12 protein-coding genes are annotated in these 19782 nt (G+C 56.6%); 1 reads left to right on the plus strand and 11 read right to left on the minus strand.

The features are described from left to right. Positions 1 to 3: 3 nt before the first annotated feature. The 3 genes from OOT43_RS03605 to OOT43_RS03615 are packed head-to-tail and all read right to left on the minus strand — an operon-like array spanning position 4 to position 4531. Positions 4 to 1392 (minus strand): ABC transporter permease, encoded by a 1389-nt coding sequence (locus tag OOT43_RS03605; RefSeq protein WP_266023340.1) that lies wholly within the window; start codon positions 1390 to 1392, stop codon positions 4 to 6. Then, positions 1392 to 2369 (minus strand): ABC transporter permease, encoded by a 978-nt coding sequence (locus OOT43_RS03610; RefSeq protein WP_266023341.1) that lies wholly within the window; start codon positions 2367 to 2369, stop codon positions 1392 to 1394. Before OOT43_RS03610 ends, OOT43_RS03605 begins: the two co-directional genes overlap by 1 nt. Beyond that, entirely contained in the window at positions 2366 to 4531 is a 2166-nt protein-coding gene (locus OOT43_RS03615; protein ID WP_266023342.1) for an ABC transporter substrate-binding protein, read from the minus strand. The genes OOT43_RS03610 and OOT43_RS03615 overlap by 4 nt, the downstream gene beginning before the upstream one ends. 128 nt (positions 4532 to 4659) lie before the next feature. On the opposite strand from OOT43_RS03615, the gene OOT43_RS03620 reads away from it, so the two are divergent. After that, positions 4660 to 5442 carry an enoyl-ACP reductase FabI gene (locus tag OOT43_RS03620; RefSeq protein ID WP_266023343.1) on the plus strand — a complete coding sequence of 261 codons (783 nt, stop codon included), beginning with the start codon at positions 4660 to 4662 and terminating at the stop codon, positions 5440 to 5442. Positions 5443 to 5534: 92 nt separating this feature from the next. On the opposite strand, the gene OOT43_RS03625 is transcribed toward OOT43_RS03620, so the two are convergent. The 8 genes from OOT43_RS03625 to OOT43_RS03660 form a co-directional block, all read right to left on the minus strand. After that, positions 5535 to 8495 (minus strand): RCC1 domain-containing protein, encoded by a 2961-nt coding sequence (locus OOT43_RS03625; protein WP_266023344.1) that lies wholly within the window; start codon positions 8493 to 8495, stop codon positions 5535 to 5537. A 38-nt stretch (positions 8496 to 8533) separates the two neighbouring features. Beyond that, the gene (locus OOT43_RS03630; protein ID WP_266023345.1) at positions 8534 to 9610 is read right to left on the minus strand and encodes a 3-oxoacyl-[acyl-carrier-protein] synthase III C-terminal domain-containing protein; all 1077 of its coding nucleotides are present in this window, start codon (positions 9608 to 9610) and stop codon (positions 8534 to 8536) included. A 184-nt stretch (positions 9611 to 9794) separates the two neighbouring features. Then, positions 9795 to 11351 (minus strand): lactonase family protein, encoded by a 1557-nt coding sequence (locus OOT43_RS03635; protein ID WP_266023346.1) that lies wholly within the window; start codon positions 11349 to 11351, stop codon positions 9795 to 9797. Between the two features lie 337 nt (positions 11352 to 11688). Then, the gene (locus OOT43_RS03640; protein ID WP_266023347.1) at positions 11689 to 13098 is read right to left on the minus strand and encodes a choice-of-anchor Q domain-containing protein; all 1410 of its coding nucleotides are present in this window, start codon (positions 13096 to 13098) and stop codon (positions 11689 to 11691) included. A 395-nt stretch (positions 13099 to 13493) separates the two neighbouring features. Beyond that, a complete protein-coding gene (locus tag OOT43_RS03645) occupies positions 13494 to 14198 on the minus strand; it encodes a right-handed parallel beta-helix repeat-containing protein (protein ID WP_266023348.1) in 705 nt (234 codons plus the stop codon). Between the two features lie 425 nt (positions 14199 to 14623). Continuing rightward, positions 14624 to 16726: an InlB B-repeat-containing protein gene (locus tag OOT43_RS03650; RefSeq protein ID WP_266023349.1), complete on the minus strand. Its 2103-nt coding sequence runs from the start codon at positions 16724 to 16726 to the stop codon at positions 14624 to 14626. 446 nt (positions 16727 to 17172) lie between these two features. Then, a complete protein-coding gene (locus tag OOT43_RS03655) occupies positions 17173 to 17949 on the minus strand; it encodes a response regulator transcription factor (protein WP_266023350.1) in 777 nt (258 codons plus the stop codon). Positions 17950 to 18167: 218 nt separating this feature from the next. Further along, a complete protein-coding gene (locus tag OOT43_RS03660) occupies positions 18168 to 19721 on the minus strand; it encodes a histidine phosphatase family protein (protein WP_266023351.1) in 1554 nt (517 codons plus the stop codon). Between the last annotated feature and the right edge of the window lie 61 nt (positions 19722 to 19782).

Below are 19782 nucleotides of genomic sequence, written 5' to 3' on the forward strand. Positions count from 1 at the left end.
CCTTCAGTCGGCGCGGCGTGGATCGAAGGCGTCGCGCACTGCATCGGCGAACAGATTGGCCGCCAGCACCAAGGCGAACATGAGGGTGAAAGCGGCGGTGAGCGACCACCACACCGGCGGCTCGCGGGCCAATTCCAAACGGGCGCTGTTGATCATGTTGCCCCAGGAATCGGTGGTGGGATCGACGCCGATGTTGACATAGGACAGGACGGCCTCGGCCAGCACCAGCGAGCTGAAATCGAGCGCCACCGAGATCAGCACGATGTGGAACACGTTGGGCAGGATGTGGCGCAGCAGGATCGTCCCCCGCCGCACGCCCAGTGCCTGCGCGGCCTGGACGTATTCCATCTCGCGCAGCTTCAGGGTTTCGGCCCGCAGCAGCCGGCACAGCCCGGTCCAGCTCGTGATCCCGAGGATCAGGCACAGGAACAGCAGGCGCAAATCGGCGCGCAAGGCGAGACTGGCGAATTCCTCCTCGTGCTTGGCCATGTAGACCTGGGTGAGCAGGATCACCGCCGCGATCAGCAACACGCCCGGAATCGAGTTCAGGGTGGTGTAGACATACTGGATCACGTCGTCCACCCAGCCGCGGAAATAGCCGGCGAGGATACCGAGCAGCAGCGACAGCGGCAGGGTCACGAAGGTGGTCAGCGTGCCGATCAAAATGCCTGTGCGGATGCTCTTGAGGCTTTGGTAAAGCACGTCTTCGCCGACTTTATCGGTGCCGAACACGTGGTATTTCAGGCCCAACTCGCCCAGCACCCCGCCGACGACACACAACGCGATGACGGTGCCCAGCATGGCACGCCAGGGGATCTCGCTCTGGCCCGACAGCACCTCGCCGCCGACCAGGGAAAACGGCAGGCCCCGCACACGGGCGATCAGCGCCACGATCCCTAAGCCGAGGATCGCCCCTAAGCCGAAGCCGCCGGCCGCGCCCTTGAACCCGGTCCGCAGCACGTCGCCCAGCCAAGCCCGTTCGGGATCTTTGAGATGAGCGCCGCCGTGTTTGAGGCGCGGATAATCCCAGCGGGTGCTGCCGTCGGCCTCGCGCAGGTTTTCCCTGGCATAGCCTTGCGTCGCCAGCGGGGCCGAGTAAGTCTTCTCCACCCGCGTACGCAGCGGCATCAGACACCAGTCCAGCACGCTGACCGGTTCGGTCTTGAACTGGGCTCCGCCCTCCCCGTCCCGCGGCAAAAAATGGATGGAGTCGAGCACGGCGATCAGCAGATAGGCGATCAGGATCACCGCCGAGATCATCGCGCTGCGGCTGCGGGCGACCTTGCGCCAGGGCCGGCGCAGATGCTCGTGCCTGCGGGTCTGCCAAATGAGTCCGCTCAGCATGACGAGCAGCAGCAGGAATAAGGCATCGGTCCAGAACAGGGTCAGCATCAGTCGAGGCGCACGCGCGGATCGGCGAGGGTGTAGGAGATGTCGGTCAGCACCAACCCTAAGATGTACAGCACCGAGCCCAGGAATACCATGGCGCGGACGATGGCGAAATCCTGCTGGCCGATGGCGTCGATGGTGTAGCTGCCCAGGCCCGGAATGGCGAAGAACGATTCGGTGATGAGGCTGCCGATGAACAGCGAAGGCAGGATGACCACGACGCCGGTGAGAATCGGGATCAGCGCGTTGCGCAGCACATGGGTGAACAGCACCCGAGTTTCCGAGAGCCCCTTGGCCCGGGCGGTGCGGACGTAATCGCGCTCGACCTCCTCCAGAAACAGGGTACGGTACCAGCGCACGCCGGGGCCGATACCCGCTACTACGCTGATGAGTACGGGCAGGATCAGGAATTTGACGGCGTTCCAGCCGCCGTCATAGCCGGAAATCGGCACCAGCAGCAGAAGCTTCCCCAGCAGGAACTGGCCGCCGATGATGTAGAACAGCGAGGAGATCGACAGCAGCGCCACGCAGGCCGCAACGCCCCAGAATTCCAGATAGGTCAGCCGGAAAAACACCAACCCCACGGCCATCGTGATGTGCACCAGTAGCCCTACGATCAGGGCGGGCACGGCAAAGGCCAACGAAGGCCAGGCCCGCTGGGCGATGTCCGCGCCGATGTCGCGCCCGCTGTCGGAGCGGCCGAAGCGGAACAGAAACAGCCCCACCGATTTTTGGTAGAAGATGGTTTCGGTCAATTTGGCCGTACCTTCGGCCTCGCCGTTCCAGAGCTGCGGCAGATCGTAGCCGCGCTCGTGCTTCCACAGATCGACCGCTTCCTGGGTCACGTGCTTCTGGCCCAGATGCATGCGGGCCATGTCGTCGGGACTGTTGACCACGAAGAACAGCACGAAGGTGAGGACATTCACCCCGAGCAGCAAGGGCAGCGCGTACAGCGCACGCCGGATCAAATAGGCCGTCATAGCGCGGCAGCCCTCTGTCGCCGGCGGTAAGTGAGGTAGGCCGGAACGACCGCCGCGAGCAGCAGCGCAAGCCCCGCCAACAGCGGCCACCACACCGGCCGGTTCCACTCGGCGCGCCGGGCCGCGCGCTGCCGTGCGTCGATCTTCATATACTTGAGCTTGTTGTTGGCCATCAGGTTGGGCTTGAGATTGCCGTACCAGGCATGATGCAGCGAAAAGCCCTTGGGATGCAGCCCGAAGATCCAGGGGGCATCGTGCCGGACTTTTTCCTGCAGGGCTTCGATCAGCCTTAAGCGCTCCGGACCGTCGTCCAGATTGCGCATCCGCTCGAACAGCCGGTCGAAATCCTCGCTGACATAGTTGGAGGCGTTCTCCCCGCCGTTCGGCACCTTGGCGTTGCGCCCGTAGAGCAGGAAGAAGAAGTTCTCCGGATCGGGATAATCGGCGTTCCAGCCCCACTGGTAGATCTGGGCGTTGCCCGTGGCCATCTTCTGCTGGAACTGGTTATAGTCGGTGGCACGGAACACCAGTTGCACGCCGAGCTTTTCCAGTTGCTTGCGGTACCAGGCCAGCAACGGCTTGTCGTCCGCCCCATGGGTGGAAAGATCGAGATACAGCACCAGGGGCTTGCCGGTCGCGGCGTCGATACCGTTGGGATAGCCCGCCTCGGCGAGCAGGCGGCGGGCCGCTTCGATGCTCTTGCGCTGTGGAGCCCCGTCCACCCAGTCGTAGACGTAGGAATTGATTCCCTGCCGCCCCTCCCGGTAGCCATAGATGCCCGGCGGCAGCACCCCCTGAGCCGCCACGCCCCGCCCATTCATGAAGATCGAGATGAATTCCTCGTAGTCCATGGCGATGCTGAGCGCCTGGCGCAGCTTGCAGTGCGCCTCGTCCAGCCCGCCGACCACCGGGTCGCGCAGATTGAACCCCAGGTAATAATCGGTAGCCGCCACGGACGTTTCCAGCCGGATACCCCTCTCCAGCATCTCCGGCGTCAGTTCCGGACTGCCCGAGCTGCCGAACTGCACCGCCTGATCGAAGTTGTCCGAAGCGATGCCGGAATAATCGTAATAGCCCTGCAGAAACTTGTTCCAATAGGGGATGGTTTCCTTCTCCAGGTTCATCACCAGCCGGTCCACCAGCGGCAGCAGCCTGCCGGCATCGGCCAACAGGCCATTCGGCCCGTCCGCGGGATCGCCTTCAGCCGGATAGCGGTCCTCGTGGAAGACCGGATTGCGCTCCAGCACCATGCGCCGGTTGGGGTTGTTCTCCGCCAGAAGATAAGGACCCGAGCCCACCGGATACCAGTCCAGGGTGATGTTCTTCTCGATCAACCCCGGCTGGGCATAGAAGGCGTCGGCCTCCCAAGGCATGGGGACGAAGAAGGTCATCGCCAGCCAGAAGCGGAACTGCGGGTATTTGCCGTTCAGACGGATGACCAGCCTGTGCGGGTCGGGAACCCGGACGCCCTCCAGGGCATAAGGCCGCAGGTCGAAGAATTGCCCCTTGGGGGCGGCGAAATAATCGCGCTCGAGGGTGTCGCCCAGCGCCTTGAATCCGACGATGTGCTCTTTCATCAATTCGGCGATCGGCGAATGCAGCGCCGGATGCAGCAGCCGCTTGATCTGATAGGCGTAATCCTCCGCCGTCAGCTCGCGCGTCCCGGCTTCACTGAAATCCGCCAAGGTGCGAATGCCGGCGAGCTGCTCAGGGTTCAGATGCTGATAGAGATACGTTCCCCCCACACCACGCGCGAAAGCCGGATGCGGCTGGAAACGGATGCCCGGCTTCAGGCGGAAATCGTACTCACTGTAAGCGATGGCCGAATCGAACGCCCCGGCCGGCAGCACCTTGCCGTCGGCATCGAGATAGCGGATCTCTGGCAGGGCTTCGGCGGTCGCCGGCTCCAGGACATAAGGGCGCTTGAGGTAGTGGTATTGCAGCAGCGGCTCGTAGATCTGGCCGAGGATGAGGCTCTCGTCGGAACTGTAGGCGCGGGCCGGATCGAGGTGCTTGGGGCGTTCGGAAAACGAGGAATACAGGATGTTGCGCTCGGCATCGGCCGCAGGGTACGGACTGTTGAGCGGCCCCTCGCAGCCCGCCAGCCCCAAGGCCGCGAACAGCGTCAGGTAAAGCCCGAGTTGGTTCGATCCGGTACTCACTAATCCGAGCCCATGAAAAAGGTGGGCAATTATACGCGAACCCTACGGACACGATAGCGCTGGACAGCCCTTGGACCCTTGGCGATACTCTGCGCCTTTCCAAAGACCCCATCCCGAAGGAGCATCCCATGGGCTTCATGCAAGACAAGCGCGTACTCATCGTCGGCGTCGCCAGCAACCGTTCGATCGCCTGGGGCATCGCCGAAGCGATGAAGGCGCAAGGCGCGGAGATCGCTTTCACCTACCAGAACGAGAAGCTCAAGGAACGCGTGGAAAAACTGGCCGCCGAATGCGGCTCAGCCATCGTCCTGCCTTGCGATGTCTCCGATGACGCAGAAATCGAGCAGTTGTTCACCGATCTCGGCAAGCACTGGGACGGGCTAGACTGCATCGTCCACTCGGTAGCCTTCGCCCCACGCGAAGCCCTGGAAGGCTCTTACGTCGACTCGGTGACCCGCGAAAACTTCCGCATCGCCCACGACGTCAGCTCCTACAGCTTCGCCGCCCTGGCCAAGGCCGGCCGGGCGATGATGGCCGGGCGCAACGGCTCCCTCCTCACCCTGTCCTATCTGGGTGCCGAACGCGCCGTCCCCAACTACAACGTGATGGGCGTCGCCAAGGCCAGCCTGGAAGCCAACGTCCGCTACTTGGCCTATTCGCTGGGACCCGAAGGCACCCGGGTGAACGCCGTCTCCGCCGGCGCCATCCGGACGCTGGCCGCCTCAGGCATCGCCAATTTCAGGGAAATGCTGGCGAAGGCCGAACAGGCCTCGCCCCTGCGCAAGAACGTCACCATCGAAGAAGTCGGCAACGCCGCCGCCTTCCTCTGCTCGGACCTCGCCTCCGGCATCACCGGCGAAATTCTCTATGTAGACGCCGGCTACAACTTCGTCGGCTTGTCGAGTTTTTGAGCCCCAGGGGTGGGGCCGCAAAGCGGCTCCACCGGGTTCCCTGGCCCTCAGAGCGTCTTTCCTGCCCAGATAGGTTTCGACAATCGTAGGCGCTACAACTGGCTCTCCAGTGCTGCCCCTGCCGCCTGCTTATTGAGCGAATCCGGCCGTGGCACCAAAGCGTTGATGACGCGATCGAGATCATCGCCGCAGCGGGTAAGCGCGCCGCCAGGGGTAGTCTTGTTACGTTTAACCCCCTCATTCACCATCGAACCGGTGCACTGCGACTTTTCCAAATCTATGACGGGCCAGCGGTATAGCTCCTTGTCTTCATTAGGAAAATACGCCGTTTTGGACTTAAAGCCACGCCAGTCACAATGGGTAACCATTCGGCCATTAACGTAACTAGCGCTATCAGGAACCCAACAATACCAATAACCGTAAGCAGCGCCAAGCAGATTTCTATATTGTTGATATCGGTTATCTTCCCAGGAACGAGTCCCCACTTCAAAATTAACTTTATCCATTTTGTTTTTCCCCCAAGCCAAACCAAGCCTCCCAGCGATTTGCTTCACTTCAGCCTCACCACAAACCAGCCCCTGAACCCCTTTATCCACCGCGTACTTCGGCCCAATTCCGCTACCCACAAAACATTTCATATCGCGTATGGTCACGTCATCAACGTTAATCGGGGGGGGATCGAATATGCTAGATTGGCGACGATCATGGAAGTCCGCAACATTGTTCCATCTAACGTAGAATGTCTTTCCTGATGCCCACATGAGCCTATCGGTGATATTCTTGAAACCCGCGCGATCCTTCATGAGAACTGGCAAGTCGACCGCAGTTTTGGCGGCAAGCTGCTTAAGGAGGACGTGCTTGACATCCAACCAAGCTTGACCTGCCGGCTCCCAATTCCGGTAGAGCGTATATTCCTTCTCCTGATTGATTTGAGGCTGCGGTATCCCGGCCTTGAAAAGCCCCCGCGTATCGCCATAGGCATCCACATCGCGCACCCACAGCCAGGAGTCTTTGCCCCAGGGCACATTCTGTCCGATAAGTCTTGCCCCCAATGACAGCATTGTATCATCATCCGCATAGGGTGCGCCGGCCCGTTCGACCTGCTGCACCATTCGCTTATAGGTTCTCTCGGTAAGATTGGTAGTGTCATCACAGTATGCCTGGGCCTGCTGCCAAACTGCGGCTTGCGGACCGCCCGCTTTTCCGTTTTCTCGGATGACGGCGCAGAAGCCGAGCAGATCTTCCGCCTTATTTTCAACCTTCCCCCCACGCAATTTCTGTTCGGCGTGCCAAAGATTACTGTCTTGCAGCATGAGCAGCGCCATGCCTTGGTAAGCGAGGGCATATCCCAAGATTTCATAAATGGGCTGGTAGTAAACACGGTCGTCCACGAAAGGAATATTCGCCTGCGCTTTCCATTGCGATAAACTCTTTTCCATGCAGTCGTCGAACGCGCTGGATTTCGTCGAGAGCGCCGGCACTAGAGCCTCATGAACCGCATTCAGCGCCAGTCGCAATTTATTTTCGTATTCACCAACAAAACTCGCCATGTCCGGAGTGGGATCGGGCACGGCCACGGTAGGGTCATGCGCCCTCGCCGCATAGGCCTGGAGGACGATCTGAGCCTCAGTCATGCGTTGCAGATAGCTTTCCTGCGCGGTTTCGATCATCAATCCCGCATTAACCAAGGGCTGCAAGCTCACGTTGCAGGCCAGGGTGTTGAGCTTGGCCTGGATCTGTGCCATTTGAGCCTCGATGCGCCCTACGGCGGCTTTGAGTTCTTGAATGTCCGCCTCTATACGCTTCAATGCTTCCGCCACTGGATCGGGTGGCTGGGGCATGGATGTTTGCACTATGGCCAATACGAGTCCTGCAACCATGCAGATTGTCCGTATAACGGCGGCTTTTCCCTCCCAGGTATTAGTTTTGGTATCAATCGCTTTGCCCGTAGCAACCAACGAGGTTCCAAGAAAGCCGGCAATCTGCAGCAAGACGGGAATGACAGCGGCAAATTGGGGTTGGGCCGAACCGAGGACTTGCGCCCGCATTCCTTGCGATCTATCAGTCGCCTCATTCCCACCCCAGCATTGCCAGGAATCGTCCGAACGGATGCCACAACTGGTCATGCCGCCGGCGCTCAAAACCTTGAATCCCTCACCCACCGGGACGTTGCTCTGGCCTGCATCATCGCGCCCCCAACAGACCGAGACACCGTCGAAACGCAACCCGCAGGTGTGGAAACCGCCGGCGGTGAGGGTCTTAAAGGCGCCTTCCGGCGCTTTGATCTGGCCGTAGCCGTCATTACCCCAGCAAACCACGCTATCATCCTCGCGAATCGCGCAGGCATGGCTTTCTCCAGTGACGACTGCCTGAAAACGGCCTGCCGGCGCCGGATACGCGGTAAACGATTGCTCACCCCAGCAAACCAAACGGCCATCCCCCAGGAGTGCACAGGCATGGTTCCCTCCCGCGCTGACCGCTTCAAACTGGCCTTCCGGCGCATCGGTTTGCTGAAACGTATCGGCGCCCCAGCATTGCACCCAGCCATCATGACGAATGGCGCATGTATGGCTATTGCCCACGCTTACGGATTTGAATGTACCCTCCGCAGGTTCTTTCGGCCGCGCCCGCTCGCTCCCCCAACACAGCAGTTGCCCATCGAGACGGATCCCGCAGCTTTGCAGCATACCGGCCGCAACCCAAACGAATTGCCCCTCCGGCGGATTCGCCTGGCCAAACGTGTTGTCCCCCCAGCACAGCAAGGTGTCGTCATTGCGGATGGCGCAGCTATGGCCTTTGCCGACGCTAATGGCTTTCCAGCTCGCACCGCCATTCTCCGGCGGATTAACAAAGGCGGCGCGATTATTTTCGGTGACTACGTCCGGCAAAACGGTAAACTCGCCTGGCCCTCCAAAAATATTCGAACCCTGAGCCGCCAGCAACGGAGACATCACCGCTGGAGTAATCCCATTCGCATTGCCGGCCGAGAAACCCAAACACCCCACGAATATTACCAATACAGCGCTTACAATGGAGGGCTTTACCAAATTCATATACCGCCTCTCGTTGATTGAAATTGCAGGACTGGACCTCATCCCCATTGATAATACATAGCACCCAAGTAATATCCAGCGCCGAAACCAACGACCATTCCTTGGGTTCCTCGCTTTGACAATTTTTCCTCTGAGAAATAGCTATTAAGAACGAACAGGCAACTTGGTGCACTGAAGTTCCCGTATTGCTGAAAAAGTTCGTGAGACCTATCCAACTGCCCATCTGCCAATCCCAGCACACCTTTTTTAGAAAACTCATTCAATACAGCCGGGCCGCCTTGATGTATTGACCATTCGGCGATATCGTCCTTGTCCACCTGCAGTCTCTCGATAAAAGGCCTTACCAGTCGCCTAGAAACTAGCTTGGGCATTATCTCCTTAACCCCCTCTTTTGTCAGAAACCTCCCATTTACCATACCAACGTGACTCCCGGGATGGAACACTCGTTCAAAATCTTTAATTTCCATGAGAGGGTATTCGTATACGTCTCTAAGACTCTCTGGAATCAGGAGAAATCCGATGGCTCCGTCGCCGAACAGAAGAGCAGATCTCAAAAACGACTTAAAGTGCTTTTCGTCCGGATCGTATATCGGGTCAGCATAAGCCGCCGAGCACTGGTCGAATACAAAAACAATGGCAGCCTTTTCTGTCTCAGCACAGAAATCATACGCTGATTTCAGGGCATACAGCCCTCCAGCACAGCCATAGTTGGTCCACTCGATGGGGATCTGATCTAGGCGTAACTTAGCTCCCAATACAATTCGACTTGCAAGATTCGGCAATGTGTTCACGTTAAACGATGAATTGTACGCCAGGCTGAGGAACCCAACCCGTTCCAGACCAACGACATTCGACAGGCTTGTGGCAATTTTCGTCCCCCATTGCTTCGGATGATCCTTCTTGCGAGCAAGCCTCAATTTCGGCAGTTTGTCTACATCCAGTACGGATGGACGATATTGAATGTCCAGCGCCTTTTGGCTCTTTACCGCAAGCTTGTGAACTTTACGCGAACACACTTCTTCACTATAAAGCTTACCTATAACCTTTGCCGGATCATGCAGCTTAGGAAGTATCGTCTCTATAGCCGCCAAATATACCTTATGCTTTCCACTCATTTTATCAGTGACTCCGAGACGAACATTCTTCAAGGACAGGTCAAAGCCGAATGGCAATTCATTGGCCTTCAGAACGTTATATCGGAGACATGACAAGACTTCGGTCGCATCTGTTATGTTATGGTTAATTTGGCAGATAGAGAGTTCGCTACTGAGAATTTCAAATTATTTCTTTAATCAACGATTACCATGGGTAGATATGGGCGTTGACCTCAACTGTTCCTTGATTGGTTCCTGGGAATAATTGCACGGTCACCGGGTTTTTCGTACCGGCAAGGTCCACCCCGCGTCCCCAACCATTGGCCCGGAACCAATATCTGCGCTCACTCAACCTCGTAATGCTTACATCCATCTGTACATCGCCGATTTTTCCCCGATACACGAACTCCCCGAGTGGTTTTCTGCGGAAGAAACCGGCGGGTATCGTTATCGTGTATCGGCCAATCAATAGCGTTACCGATTCTACGAGAGGGTCGAAACCATGGCTCTCCCTGGCTAAAGTAAACGTCGATGTCATTGTGAATGCATGGCGATATATTGCAAGCTGCTGAACTTCGAAGGACCCAAAAGGTACCCAGCAGGCTTTTCCAGGGAAAGCCACCAGCGAATTCAGACCCCACGTTTCTGTGTCCACCGGAAACGGAGAGCCCGCAACTGAGGTCAAGGCACCATCGCCGGCGATACCGAACACATCAAGCTCTTTGGAACTATCTGCGACGAACAGAAATTTTCCTGCCTGGTCCAGCGCCATCCCGCCCGGTTTATAGCTCCCGCCAGATGGAAACGGCGAGCCCGGCACCAAGGCAAGGTCGCCGGCGGCGTCGACGCCAAAAACAGCGATCGTATTACTGTCCTGGTTACTGACAAACAAAGTCTTGTCATCCGGGCTTAGCGCCACGACACTCGAATTCTCCCCGAGCTCTGGAAACTCGAAGGGGGACGACGAAATCGGCGTCAGAACGCCATCAGACGCAAGTGCGAAAACGTTTACTCCGGTTCCGTCGGCATTTGCCACGCCAGCGAAAAGGCGCGTGCCTGCGCAGTTGATGTCCAGCCCCGTGAGCGCGCCTTCGTCTAGACTCGACGCGCCAAGAAACGGCGAGCCAGTAACCTGAGCAAGGGTGCCTTCGGCCCCGATGCTCCACATACCCACCGCTCCCGCAATCCCGACGTCCGGGAGTCCCGCCGCGAGGAACTTGCCGTTGGGGGAGATCTTTATGGAATAGACAACGCTTGGAGCGAGAAAAGGCGAGCCGTCGACAGGCGTTAACTGCCCGCTGTCGGCGATTGCGTAAACGTGGACAGAAGACCCGGCTGCCGCAATGAGAAACTTAGCATCCGGGGTAATTGCTACGGAGATAGCCCTCCCTCCCGGAGCGGGAAACGGCGAACCCGGAATGGGTACCAGCACCCCGGTGGCAGCGTCGACGGAAAAAACCGTGACATCTTGGCTAGCGCCGTTCGAGACAAATAGCAAATTCCGTACGGCGGTGCCCACGATACGGTTTGCCGAATAAAATCCCCCGCATGTGCCTTGCCCAGCCGTCGGGAACGGTGAGCCGAGAATGGGCGTCATTTCGCCTGCGACTCCCACGGAAAACCCAGAAACGGTATTACCTAGGCAGCCATCGTTATTCGTGTAAACAAAGCTCTCTGCAGAACTCGCGTCTGCCACCGGCGCGAAATATAGCAACCGCCCCCACAGCACGACAATAATCCATATAGTTCTTGAGGTTAACATTGCACCTTTCCTTATGAGTGTCCAACATACGAGATCGGTGAACCTCTCGTCGGCTTGCCGTCCTGCCGTCAGAGATCGCCGTCATATGGGGCAACACAATATGCAACCTCCTCCAACCGTCAATGGCACCCAATCTGTGCGGGTCCCTTGTCAACGAATGTTTACGGCAGACCAAACTCTCTCGTTGAACCGGCATCCCAGGCGAAACTGGACGAGCATCCGCTCGGGGAAGGTCGCGGAAGTTCATAGCCGGTGTGCTTCCTGACAACCAACACCGGGAGTCCCCTCTCGAGCAAGTCGCAGGATGTTCTACACCGAACGCCGGCGACTTATAAGATCAGCGCTTAGGGCAACCGAACTTCTCAATCAATACCTGAATCTGCGCAGCAAGAACCCCGGCATTCTTCCCCGTCACGAGTTGAAGGATCGTGAAATCCATAGGACCGCCGAAATGGATTTCCCGAAAGGTCTTGTCGAGCCCCGAACAGGCGCGAGCTTTCGCATTAGCCCGGATGTAGGCCTCATCCGAAACCAATTCCCGGCGAAACTCCTTGAGGGCGAACTCCGCAACAATCGCAGAGCCGATACCCTTTAGCGAGCCGTCAGCCACGCTCTTATCGAAGAAACCAACGATCGAAGAAGCCAGGCCCTCGGAAGACTGTACCGCTTCGACAGCCCCGATATCGCAGTGGGTACCCTGCGGCCGCGGTATTCCGCGCTGATCCAGATTGTTGGCCCCATATTCCTTCGCGCAAACCTCGTCATCGCCTGCATCTATAGCCGGGCTTCCCTCCAACAAGGCGAAAGTCTGCGTTGGCCCGCCGTTGTTGGCGAGCGGACGCAGCTTGGGGTCGCCAGTCAAGTTCGGGCTGGCCGCTTCGCAGGAACCATCTTCGATAAGATTGACGCCGCCAAGATATACGACACTGCCGTCCGCATTGTAGCAATCTCCACCCGCGTCATTGGCTAAGATCGAGTTGAATATCCTCGCATGACTCGATGTATAGTTATAAAGCCCACCTCCGGCCTCCGCGCTGTTGCCGTAAATCGTACTATTGAAAATATCAACTTTGCCATTCCAGCTGAATATAGCCCCACCGAAACCATCTTCTGCCGTATTATCTGAGAATGTGCTGTTGATCAAGGCGATCTCGCCGCCGCTGGAATAGACGCCACCACCGGACTTCGCGTGATTTCCAGATAACGTACTGCCGATGATCATGGCATAACCACTCGAGTTTGAAATAGCGCCACCGAATAAATCTTCATTAGTGTTTTGCGAGAGAGTACAATATCTTACTGTGAGCATGCCTCCGTTTCGGATGGCGCCGTCCTCGCTCTTAGCATGAACGACCGTCAAGTACTCGAGAGCAAGCTTAGTGTCGCCACTCACAGAAATAACGCCAATTTTATCGTTACCGCTTATAGTGATTTTTCGCCCTCTTCCGTCGATGGTAAGCCCCTTGGAATCAAAGATTTCCAATGCACCGAGTCCTTCGTTCAGGACGATCGTGCCGTCTAAGAGAAACCTGATGGTATCGGACCCAGCCCCCTTTGCACATTCCGGAAAAGTTCTCTCGTCACCCTTGGCATTAGCAATCGCTTCTCGCAAACTGCAGCGAAGATCGCTCTGGAGCGTATCGCGGAGCGTGTTCACGGTAATCGTGGCGGCTCCGGCGTTCGACCCGATCAGCACCGGAAGCAGAAGCACAGGGCTCAACACGAATCTACAAATTGATTTTGTCATGTTATTAACTCCAGTTAATCATCAAACGACGTTGAACATCTTCTGATCTTTGACTTGATTACTTGTCACAGCCTCAGATGCCCCGTAGATTCGTCCTAAATTGGGCCATCATTAATATGTCGCTCGCAAATCACGTTAAAGCGCGTGTTTGAGTCGACATTGCGCTCTGGCGCCACTGTAGAACACGCTCTTGCCAAAATGTCCAGAAGCACCCACCTAAATGTTGTACACGTCGGCCGATGGCGTGACAAAACCGCTTTAGAGCATTCGTACAGCAGCCGTGGGCGGATCGATTTGCTCTGCACCAGGGCACGATTTGAGCGATAATATTAAAATTTGCTATGCATCTCATCAAAGCGCAAGCCATAACCACAATCCATTAATTTCAAACATCATTAACGACACAATTTCGCTGCGTCGTTGCGCTTTATCTTATTAGATAATCCGGAATCTATAATATCGCAAGTTTTGTTGAATTCGGTAATATTGTCAATCACTTGAGCAAATTGCGAAGTAGGAGAAAGATTGATACCATACATTAAGTTATGCACCACAGTGTTCCCCCTTATTACCGTTCCTTTAGAATTGCCGTGTACCGCAAGGCCCTCCAATTCAAAACCATCTATATAGTTACCGGAGATTTTACATCTGATACAGACAGCCAACCCAATACCACGAACCGCGCCAGTGTCACTCGGATATATAATGTTGTTTGTTAATTCGATTTCTTCCTGCGGCAGATAATCGGTACCCGTGAGAGCAATACCTACTACCGCTTCCTCAGTAACCTTTATATCAATCTCGTGAATTTTCACACCATCTGATTCTACGACAAACCCTCCTTCCACAACTGGATGCTCACCCGGGTGACCATAAATCAGTACGTTTAAGGTTCGAACTCTTACGATTTCATTATACGTTCCAGGGCGAACAAGAATCCATCCGCCCGCTTTAACATGATCCACCGCATCTTGAATGGTTGGATAATGCTTAGGAACTTCGATAATATCGTAACCTAAAGCTATGCGGCTGGTCGACACTGTCCCGATAGCCAGAATCCAAACGAAAGCAAAGTGTATATTACGCCACATTTTATTCATAATAATTTTCCTCGAACAAAGCGAAGAGCAAACTGGCGACCTGGTTGCGGCGAGGGGATGAAGAAACCCAACGTCTCCACTCCCTCGACCACACGTATCGATATTTCTACCAGAGAATATCCAGGTTCATCGTCGTTCCGGTGAGCGGTTCCAGCGCATATCCCAGTTGCACTTTGACATTTTTGAAATTCGGGTCGGCAATCGCCAACCCCGGTTCCTTCATAGCCGCCGGCGGCGGCTTATCCTCCGGCTCGTAGGTCCCAAAACCGATGCTGCTGCAAAAGCCAAAGCGCTGTTCCTAGTTTCCTGTGCCTTCTTGAGCAACACTGTCAGTTGGCCGAAATGAGTCTGGTCGCTCGCGCTAGTTACCGAAGTCCTTAAACCCCTGAAAAGCCGCTTTCATCCATCTCCTTCTCCCAGGCAAACTAGTGTTTCCACATGATCTTGGGAATCTTGATGAACTTAGCGGTAACGGTCCGGTCTCTGTCCAGCAACAACCAGCATGTCCCATGGCCATAACAGTCGAGCCCGCCGCCGTTGATCCAATGAGAGAACATGTATCCGTCTTCGGGTTCCGCCGTCAAATTGACCCCGGTGCCATAGGAAAAATCGAAGCTGCACACACTGTCACAGTTGTCGATTCCCCTCGGATCACTTGTCACCGTGCCCTGGCCTTTAACGATCACACTCAATTTTTTGCGCTGCGCGCCTGGGGGGACCGGTGGAACTTGGGCCGGCGAAGTGTGCAATCTATATACATATGCGCGTTCGCTGCACGAAACTACCGCGGAATCGCCGGCGATTGCAGCCGACATCCCGAAGAAGCAATTTCCTTTGTTCAGTTCCTTAATCGTCTCGGTGCTGTCTACCCAACCGCCGGAAGGTTTAGTGTAAAAATAAGCCGCACCCCATGCCTCATTGATCGATGCAGAGGTCGTGGCAACGACCGTGTCGCCGGAAATCGCCACTGCCTGGCCGAGTTGCCCCGAATCCTTCCTGTCCGACATAGTCAGTTTTGCAGTTTGAGTCGCATCCACCCAGCCGCCAGCCGGTTTCTCAAAGACGTACACTGCGCCTTCGTGCCTGTCGCCCTCAAAAGTCGCCCCGGTGACTATGGTGTTCGCGGAAATCCCAATGTCGATGCCAAAGTATCCGAAAATACCATCCGATAGATCCGCGGCCCTGAGCACAGCCGGCACAACATCGTCCGTCCAGCCCCCTTCCGGCTTCACATACACCCGGATAGCACCTTCATCCGGAATCCCCACGGCTAAAGTATCTCCGGAAAGCGCGACAGCCCTTCCGCCGCTGAACTTGGCCGTTTCGGACTGATCCGTCCAGTCTTGTCCCTCATGCTTGACGAAAACATAGGTGGCATTCCCTCTTCTACCCCATGCCACCGTCGCTACGGTATCTCCACTGATACTCACAGAGCGGCCGAAACCGCTGTCGCGCACGCGGTTCCAAGCAATGAGTTTGCCCTTCTGCAACCATCGGGTGCCGATACGTTTGAAAACGTAGGCTGCCCCGAATGGCTTGTTTTCTGGCATGCTCCCCGGGTAGTTTCCCGGGGCTCCTACGACCAGGGTGTCACCGTCGATTGCAACCGCCCCGCCAAAAAAGGTTTCCGTGTCGTCTCCCGAGGTCAGCTTGCCCTGCAGTGACCACACCGCCCCTTTGCGTATGAAGACATAGGCTGAACCGGCTTGCTTCTTTCCGAGAATAGTATCGAAAGGAGCGCCGACCACCGCCGTGTCGCCGGAAACCGCCACACTTTGTCCAAAATTCCGTTTTTGCACGGAATCCGGTGCGGTAAGGGTGGTCTCCAGCCTCACGATCAACGGATCTACTACGATCGGCCAAGCGGCGTCACGGGTATCCACTGCAATGGTGAGCTGGCTTCCATCCGCCTTCAGATAGGCCGGCAACGCTTTTCCGTGCGCGTCCACAACGCTCAGATCCCGATAATCCAGCACGCTCCTGCCGCTGGCATCCCGGAATTCGGCGCTCTTGCCGTCCTTCCCGAGGACGGCCTGGAGTCCGCCGCGGGTGCCCAGCCGCAGTTCGATCGCGGCCTCGCCACTCCGGGGTGGCCGCGCCAGGGTGAAGCCCTGTTCAACGCCCACATCCCGGTTCTCATACCATTCGGTTACCGCCCCGCGTCGGTATTCCAGCCGCCGGCCGTTCGCCGCCACGTCTGCCCTACCTACGGGTTCGATCCGCCCGGCTATGCCGTAGCCCTCAAGCCACAATCCCAAGCGCCAACCGGGTTGTCCCCCGCTCGGCACCAGATCGATACTCTGACCATCGAACGCCAGCGCCAGTTGGTTCTGCTGGTTCACCGCCGCGTACTGTCCACCCTCGAATTGAATGTCGTGCTGCGCCTCCCTGACTGCTGCTCCGAGACCGGCCGGCACCACTCCGGACGCCGCCGAACCGGCGATGCCGATCACTGGCACGGAAACGCTGGCCAATAACACAAAACCTGAAATGATCGTGGCCAAACCACGTAATGAGCAGATCCCCATATTCACTCTCCCAATATCGAAAAATCTAAGCTGTTATAGAATGCAAGATAAACAATAAGCTTGCCGCGTGAAACTCGCTGTATTATTCCTCGCTTTCGAATCAACAAGTTAAACGAGGCACGGAACGTAAAATCCGGACATCGTTACTACCCATGCCAAAATTAGAGGTTGGTTGCTTTCTTTTTGTTCCCGGCTTCCGACAGTATTTTGTTCGGCACCCGACTTCTGTCAACATGACGCGCCGCATCACGCACGACGACGCATACACAGAAGCTACGGGAGATAGCGTTAACGTAAACATTGGAAGTTTACTTAATGATTTCGATATGCCACATCCCCTAATCAGTAGGGGTATTACTCTTTGTCCCTTCCGCCGAATCGGAGATATCGGTCACAGCGTGCCAGACGCCTTTCCTTGTTTAAAGGGGGTCAGGAGGCGGAATCGTTCAACCGCCGCGATTCAGCCACAGACTCATGAGCCCCGCCCGGCTGCGGACGCCGAATTTTCGGAAGATGGCGATGACATGCTGGTGAGTGGTGGAAACGGCGAGGCCGACTTGGTCCGCTATGTGCTTTTCCGAAGCTTCGGTCAACAGCAGGTGAAGTACTCTGCGCTCGGTCGGCGTCAGAGGGGTGGAAGCCATCAATAGGCCGTGACTCAACATGAGGTGACGGTGAAACCACTTGATGCCCCGCACCGCGTAGGTCAGCAGAGCGATTTCTTCGTCACTGAACACTTTGCGGGAATAAAATCCAAAATGGGATTCGGCATCCTGGTTGAGGGGAAATCCTATGAAGACCGAGTCGCAGGTGCCGGCGGAGCCGTAATAGGCCTTGTAAAACGGCGACTCGAACCATTCCGGCGGCAGTTCCCTCCGGAATGAGTACGTCCTGAACGTCCCCACACCGCGCATAGGGAGGAGGAAGGACGGATCGATGTCCCGCCGGTCCCAGAGCTTCAGGATTTCCTTGAAAGGCCCTTCGTTCGGATGAGGGGCAACGGGTTGAAGCAGCTTCATCGCAGATACGCGCCAGCCCCGCAGCGGATCCTCTTGAAAATCCCCGTCCATGCGAGTCGCCCCACCCCAAGTTGCATTCCAGGCATCTGCCAGATTGCAAAGGGATTCCATCAGATGGGTGGCCGCCTGGTCGGATTGCCCGGCTTCGAAGTCCGACAGTTCGTCCCAAATGCGGTGTATTTTTTCCTGGACTTCGGTGTTCATGGTTTCTCGATCGCTAAACAGCCAAGCCTATGGCAGAACACCGAGTGGCGCAGCGATCCTAATTCCGCAGCCAGGGTAGGCGCTGCGTTGTTCGAATCTGGTTTCGCCACGTCGGAGGTTATCCGAGCGCACGTCCGCCAGCTCTTCGACAAGAGTTCAATCTGCCTTAGTCAGAGGGATATCGCCCGGTCGGTCGGACGCCAGAAAAAATTAACCGGCTAAAACTCCTTACCGTAGCAGGCTTTTAGCTTCTTGTAGTCATAATAATGGCTGGCCGGAGAAACCCTCGCGTCCTTACAGCCGGGTTTGAAATCGGTTTCTTTCTCGTTATACAACATCTTTACAAGCAGCTTTCCCTTGCCGTTACCGTAGACATCCCATTGAATGTTCGCCGCCATAGGGGAAACATATTCGCCCCGCCATGAACTGTTGTCGTAGGTGTACATATCCGCCTGGGGAAGCTGTTCCCGCACCCGCTTCAAACCCAGCTTGGAGGCAAATGGGATAACGATCTCTGCATGCGCAAAACGAAGCTTCGCTGCATGGGAGAAATCCCCCCTTGCTATAGCGTCGATCTCCTCGAAGAAATCGTTCTCCAGAATCTCGGCCATTCCGTAAGTGACGTCTCCCTTCTCGGTCATACCGGGACCTTTGTCATAGAAATCCGACGCATCGTTGAGATAGGAAAAATATTTTGCCTGCCTGACCGGCATATAACGCTTGAAAGCGACCCCGGCTTCATTCTTCATTCCTGGTGCGATCGCATAGAGTTCGTAAATCAGCGAACCAGCGTCCGCGAGGCTCTTGATGGTGGTCTTGCCGTCGCCCTTCAGGGTGTTGGTGAACTTGCCATCGCTGCTGGTAAAGGTCCAGGTACCCGTGTTGGCAAAGCTGTAAACGCCTGCGTCAATCTTGTCGACGAAGTCCTGGGTAAACAGACGGCTAAGGACTGCACGACCGGCCCGAACCGAATCCGGATCACCCCAGATAGCCTCCTGTTTAGCCGCCAGGTCCGCGTCTTGCTCCTTATAGTGTTGATAGGCTTGGCTTTGCCGATAGGTGGTATACAGCGGGTCGCCGGGGTCGGTCACCAAGTCGGTTTTAGGCACCAGCTTGTGGAAATAGAGCAGGAAGCGGTTGGTGCCATCGGGCTGGGGCACCGGGGCATCCGCCGGATATGGCCCGGGTGCCGGCGGATAGGTAATGAGTCCACCGAGATTGGGTTGCCGGGAGATCAGAGACTCCACGAAAAAGGCGCCACTATCCACCGCCCGGTCTACACCGGAAGTCACCACGACAATTTGGCGCGGGGCCGTCGCCGCGGCACTGCCGATCGTTCGCCAATATCCCGGCAGGCGCTTGAGCAACCGTGCAGCGAGCCGAGTGTGCTCCATGATGCCCACGGCCGTCTCGTTGCCATAGCCGGGATTGCTGATCCCCGGCACACCATAGCCCATCAGGAAGTTGGCTTCCATGATCTTGAGAACGTCCGGCCCCAATCTTTTTCCCAAGGGCGTCAGCGCACCCTCATCTGAGGCCTGTTTCCACATGTTGTAGACAGCCAAGTCCGCCTTCATGCCTGAAAGACCGCGCGAACCGTGACGCGCGACCAGTTCGGTGAACACGGGCCGGAAACCGGGAGGCGGCGTCTCGTAGCTCGATATTTCCTGTCTCGGCTTGTAGGGCGTTTTGGTCTGATAGTACGCGGGTTGAGCTATCGCAGGGACGACCGCCAACACACCCAGCAAAATCGACTTCGAGAGCGCGACCATCGCGGCGTTCCTCTTTGATCTATTATGGGGCTGCACTCCACAATATTGAGCCCCCAAAAGA

Source organism: Methylococcus mesophilus (assembly GCF_026247885.1).
Lineage (GTDB): Bacteria > Pseudomonadota > Gammaproteobacteria > Methylococcales > Methylococcaceae > Methylococcus > Methylococcus mesophilus.

Coding starts and splice junctions, on each gene's coding strand:
- OOT43_RS03605 (WP_266023340.1), bottom strand. CDS start 1,392: ATGCTGACCCTGTTCTGGACCGATGCCTTATTCCTGCTGCTGCTCGTC.
- OOT43_RS03630 (WP_266023345.1), bottom strand. CDS start 9,610: ATGAGTGGAAAGCATAAGGTATATTTGGCGGCTATAGAGACGATACTT.
- OOT43_RS03610 (WP_266023341.1), bottom strand. CDS start 2,369: ATGACGGCCTATTTGATCCGGCGTGCGCTGTACGCGCTGCCCTTGCTG.
- OOT43_RS03625 (WP_266023344.1), bottom strand. CDS start 8,495: ATGAATTTGGTAAAGCCCTCCATTGTAAGCGCTGTATTGGTAATATTC.
- OOT43_RS03645 (WP_266023348.1), bottom strand. CDS start 14,198: ATGAATAAAATGTGGCGTAATATACACTTTGCTTTCGTTTGGATTCTG.
- OOT43_RS03650 (WP_266023349.1), bottom strand. CDS start 16,726: ATGGGGATCTGCTCATTACGTGGTTTGGCCACGATCATTTCAGGTTTT.
- OOT43_RS03620 (WP_266023343.1), top strand. CDS start 4,660: ATGGGCTTCATGCAAGACAAGCGCGTACTCATCGTCGGCGTCGCCAGC.
- OOT43_RS03660 (WP_266023351.1), bottom strand. CDS start 19,721: ATGGTCGCGCTCTCGAAGTCGATTTTGCTGGGTGTGTTGGCGGTCGTC.
- OOT43_RS03655 (WP_266023350.1), bottom strand. CDS start 17,949: ATGAACACCGAAGTCCAGGAAAAAATACACCGCATTTGGGACGAACTG.
- OOT43_RS03640 (WP_266023347.1), bottom strand. CDS start 13,098: ATGACAAAATCAATTTGTAGATTCGTGTTGAGCCCTGTGCTTCTGCTT.
- OOT43_RS03635 (WP_266023346.1), bottom strand. CDS start 11,351: ATGTTAACCTCAAGAACTATATGGATTATTGTCGTGCTGTGGGGGCGG.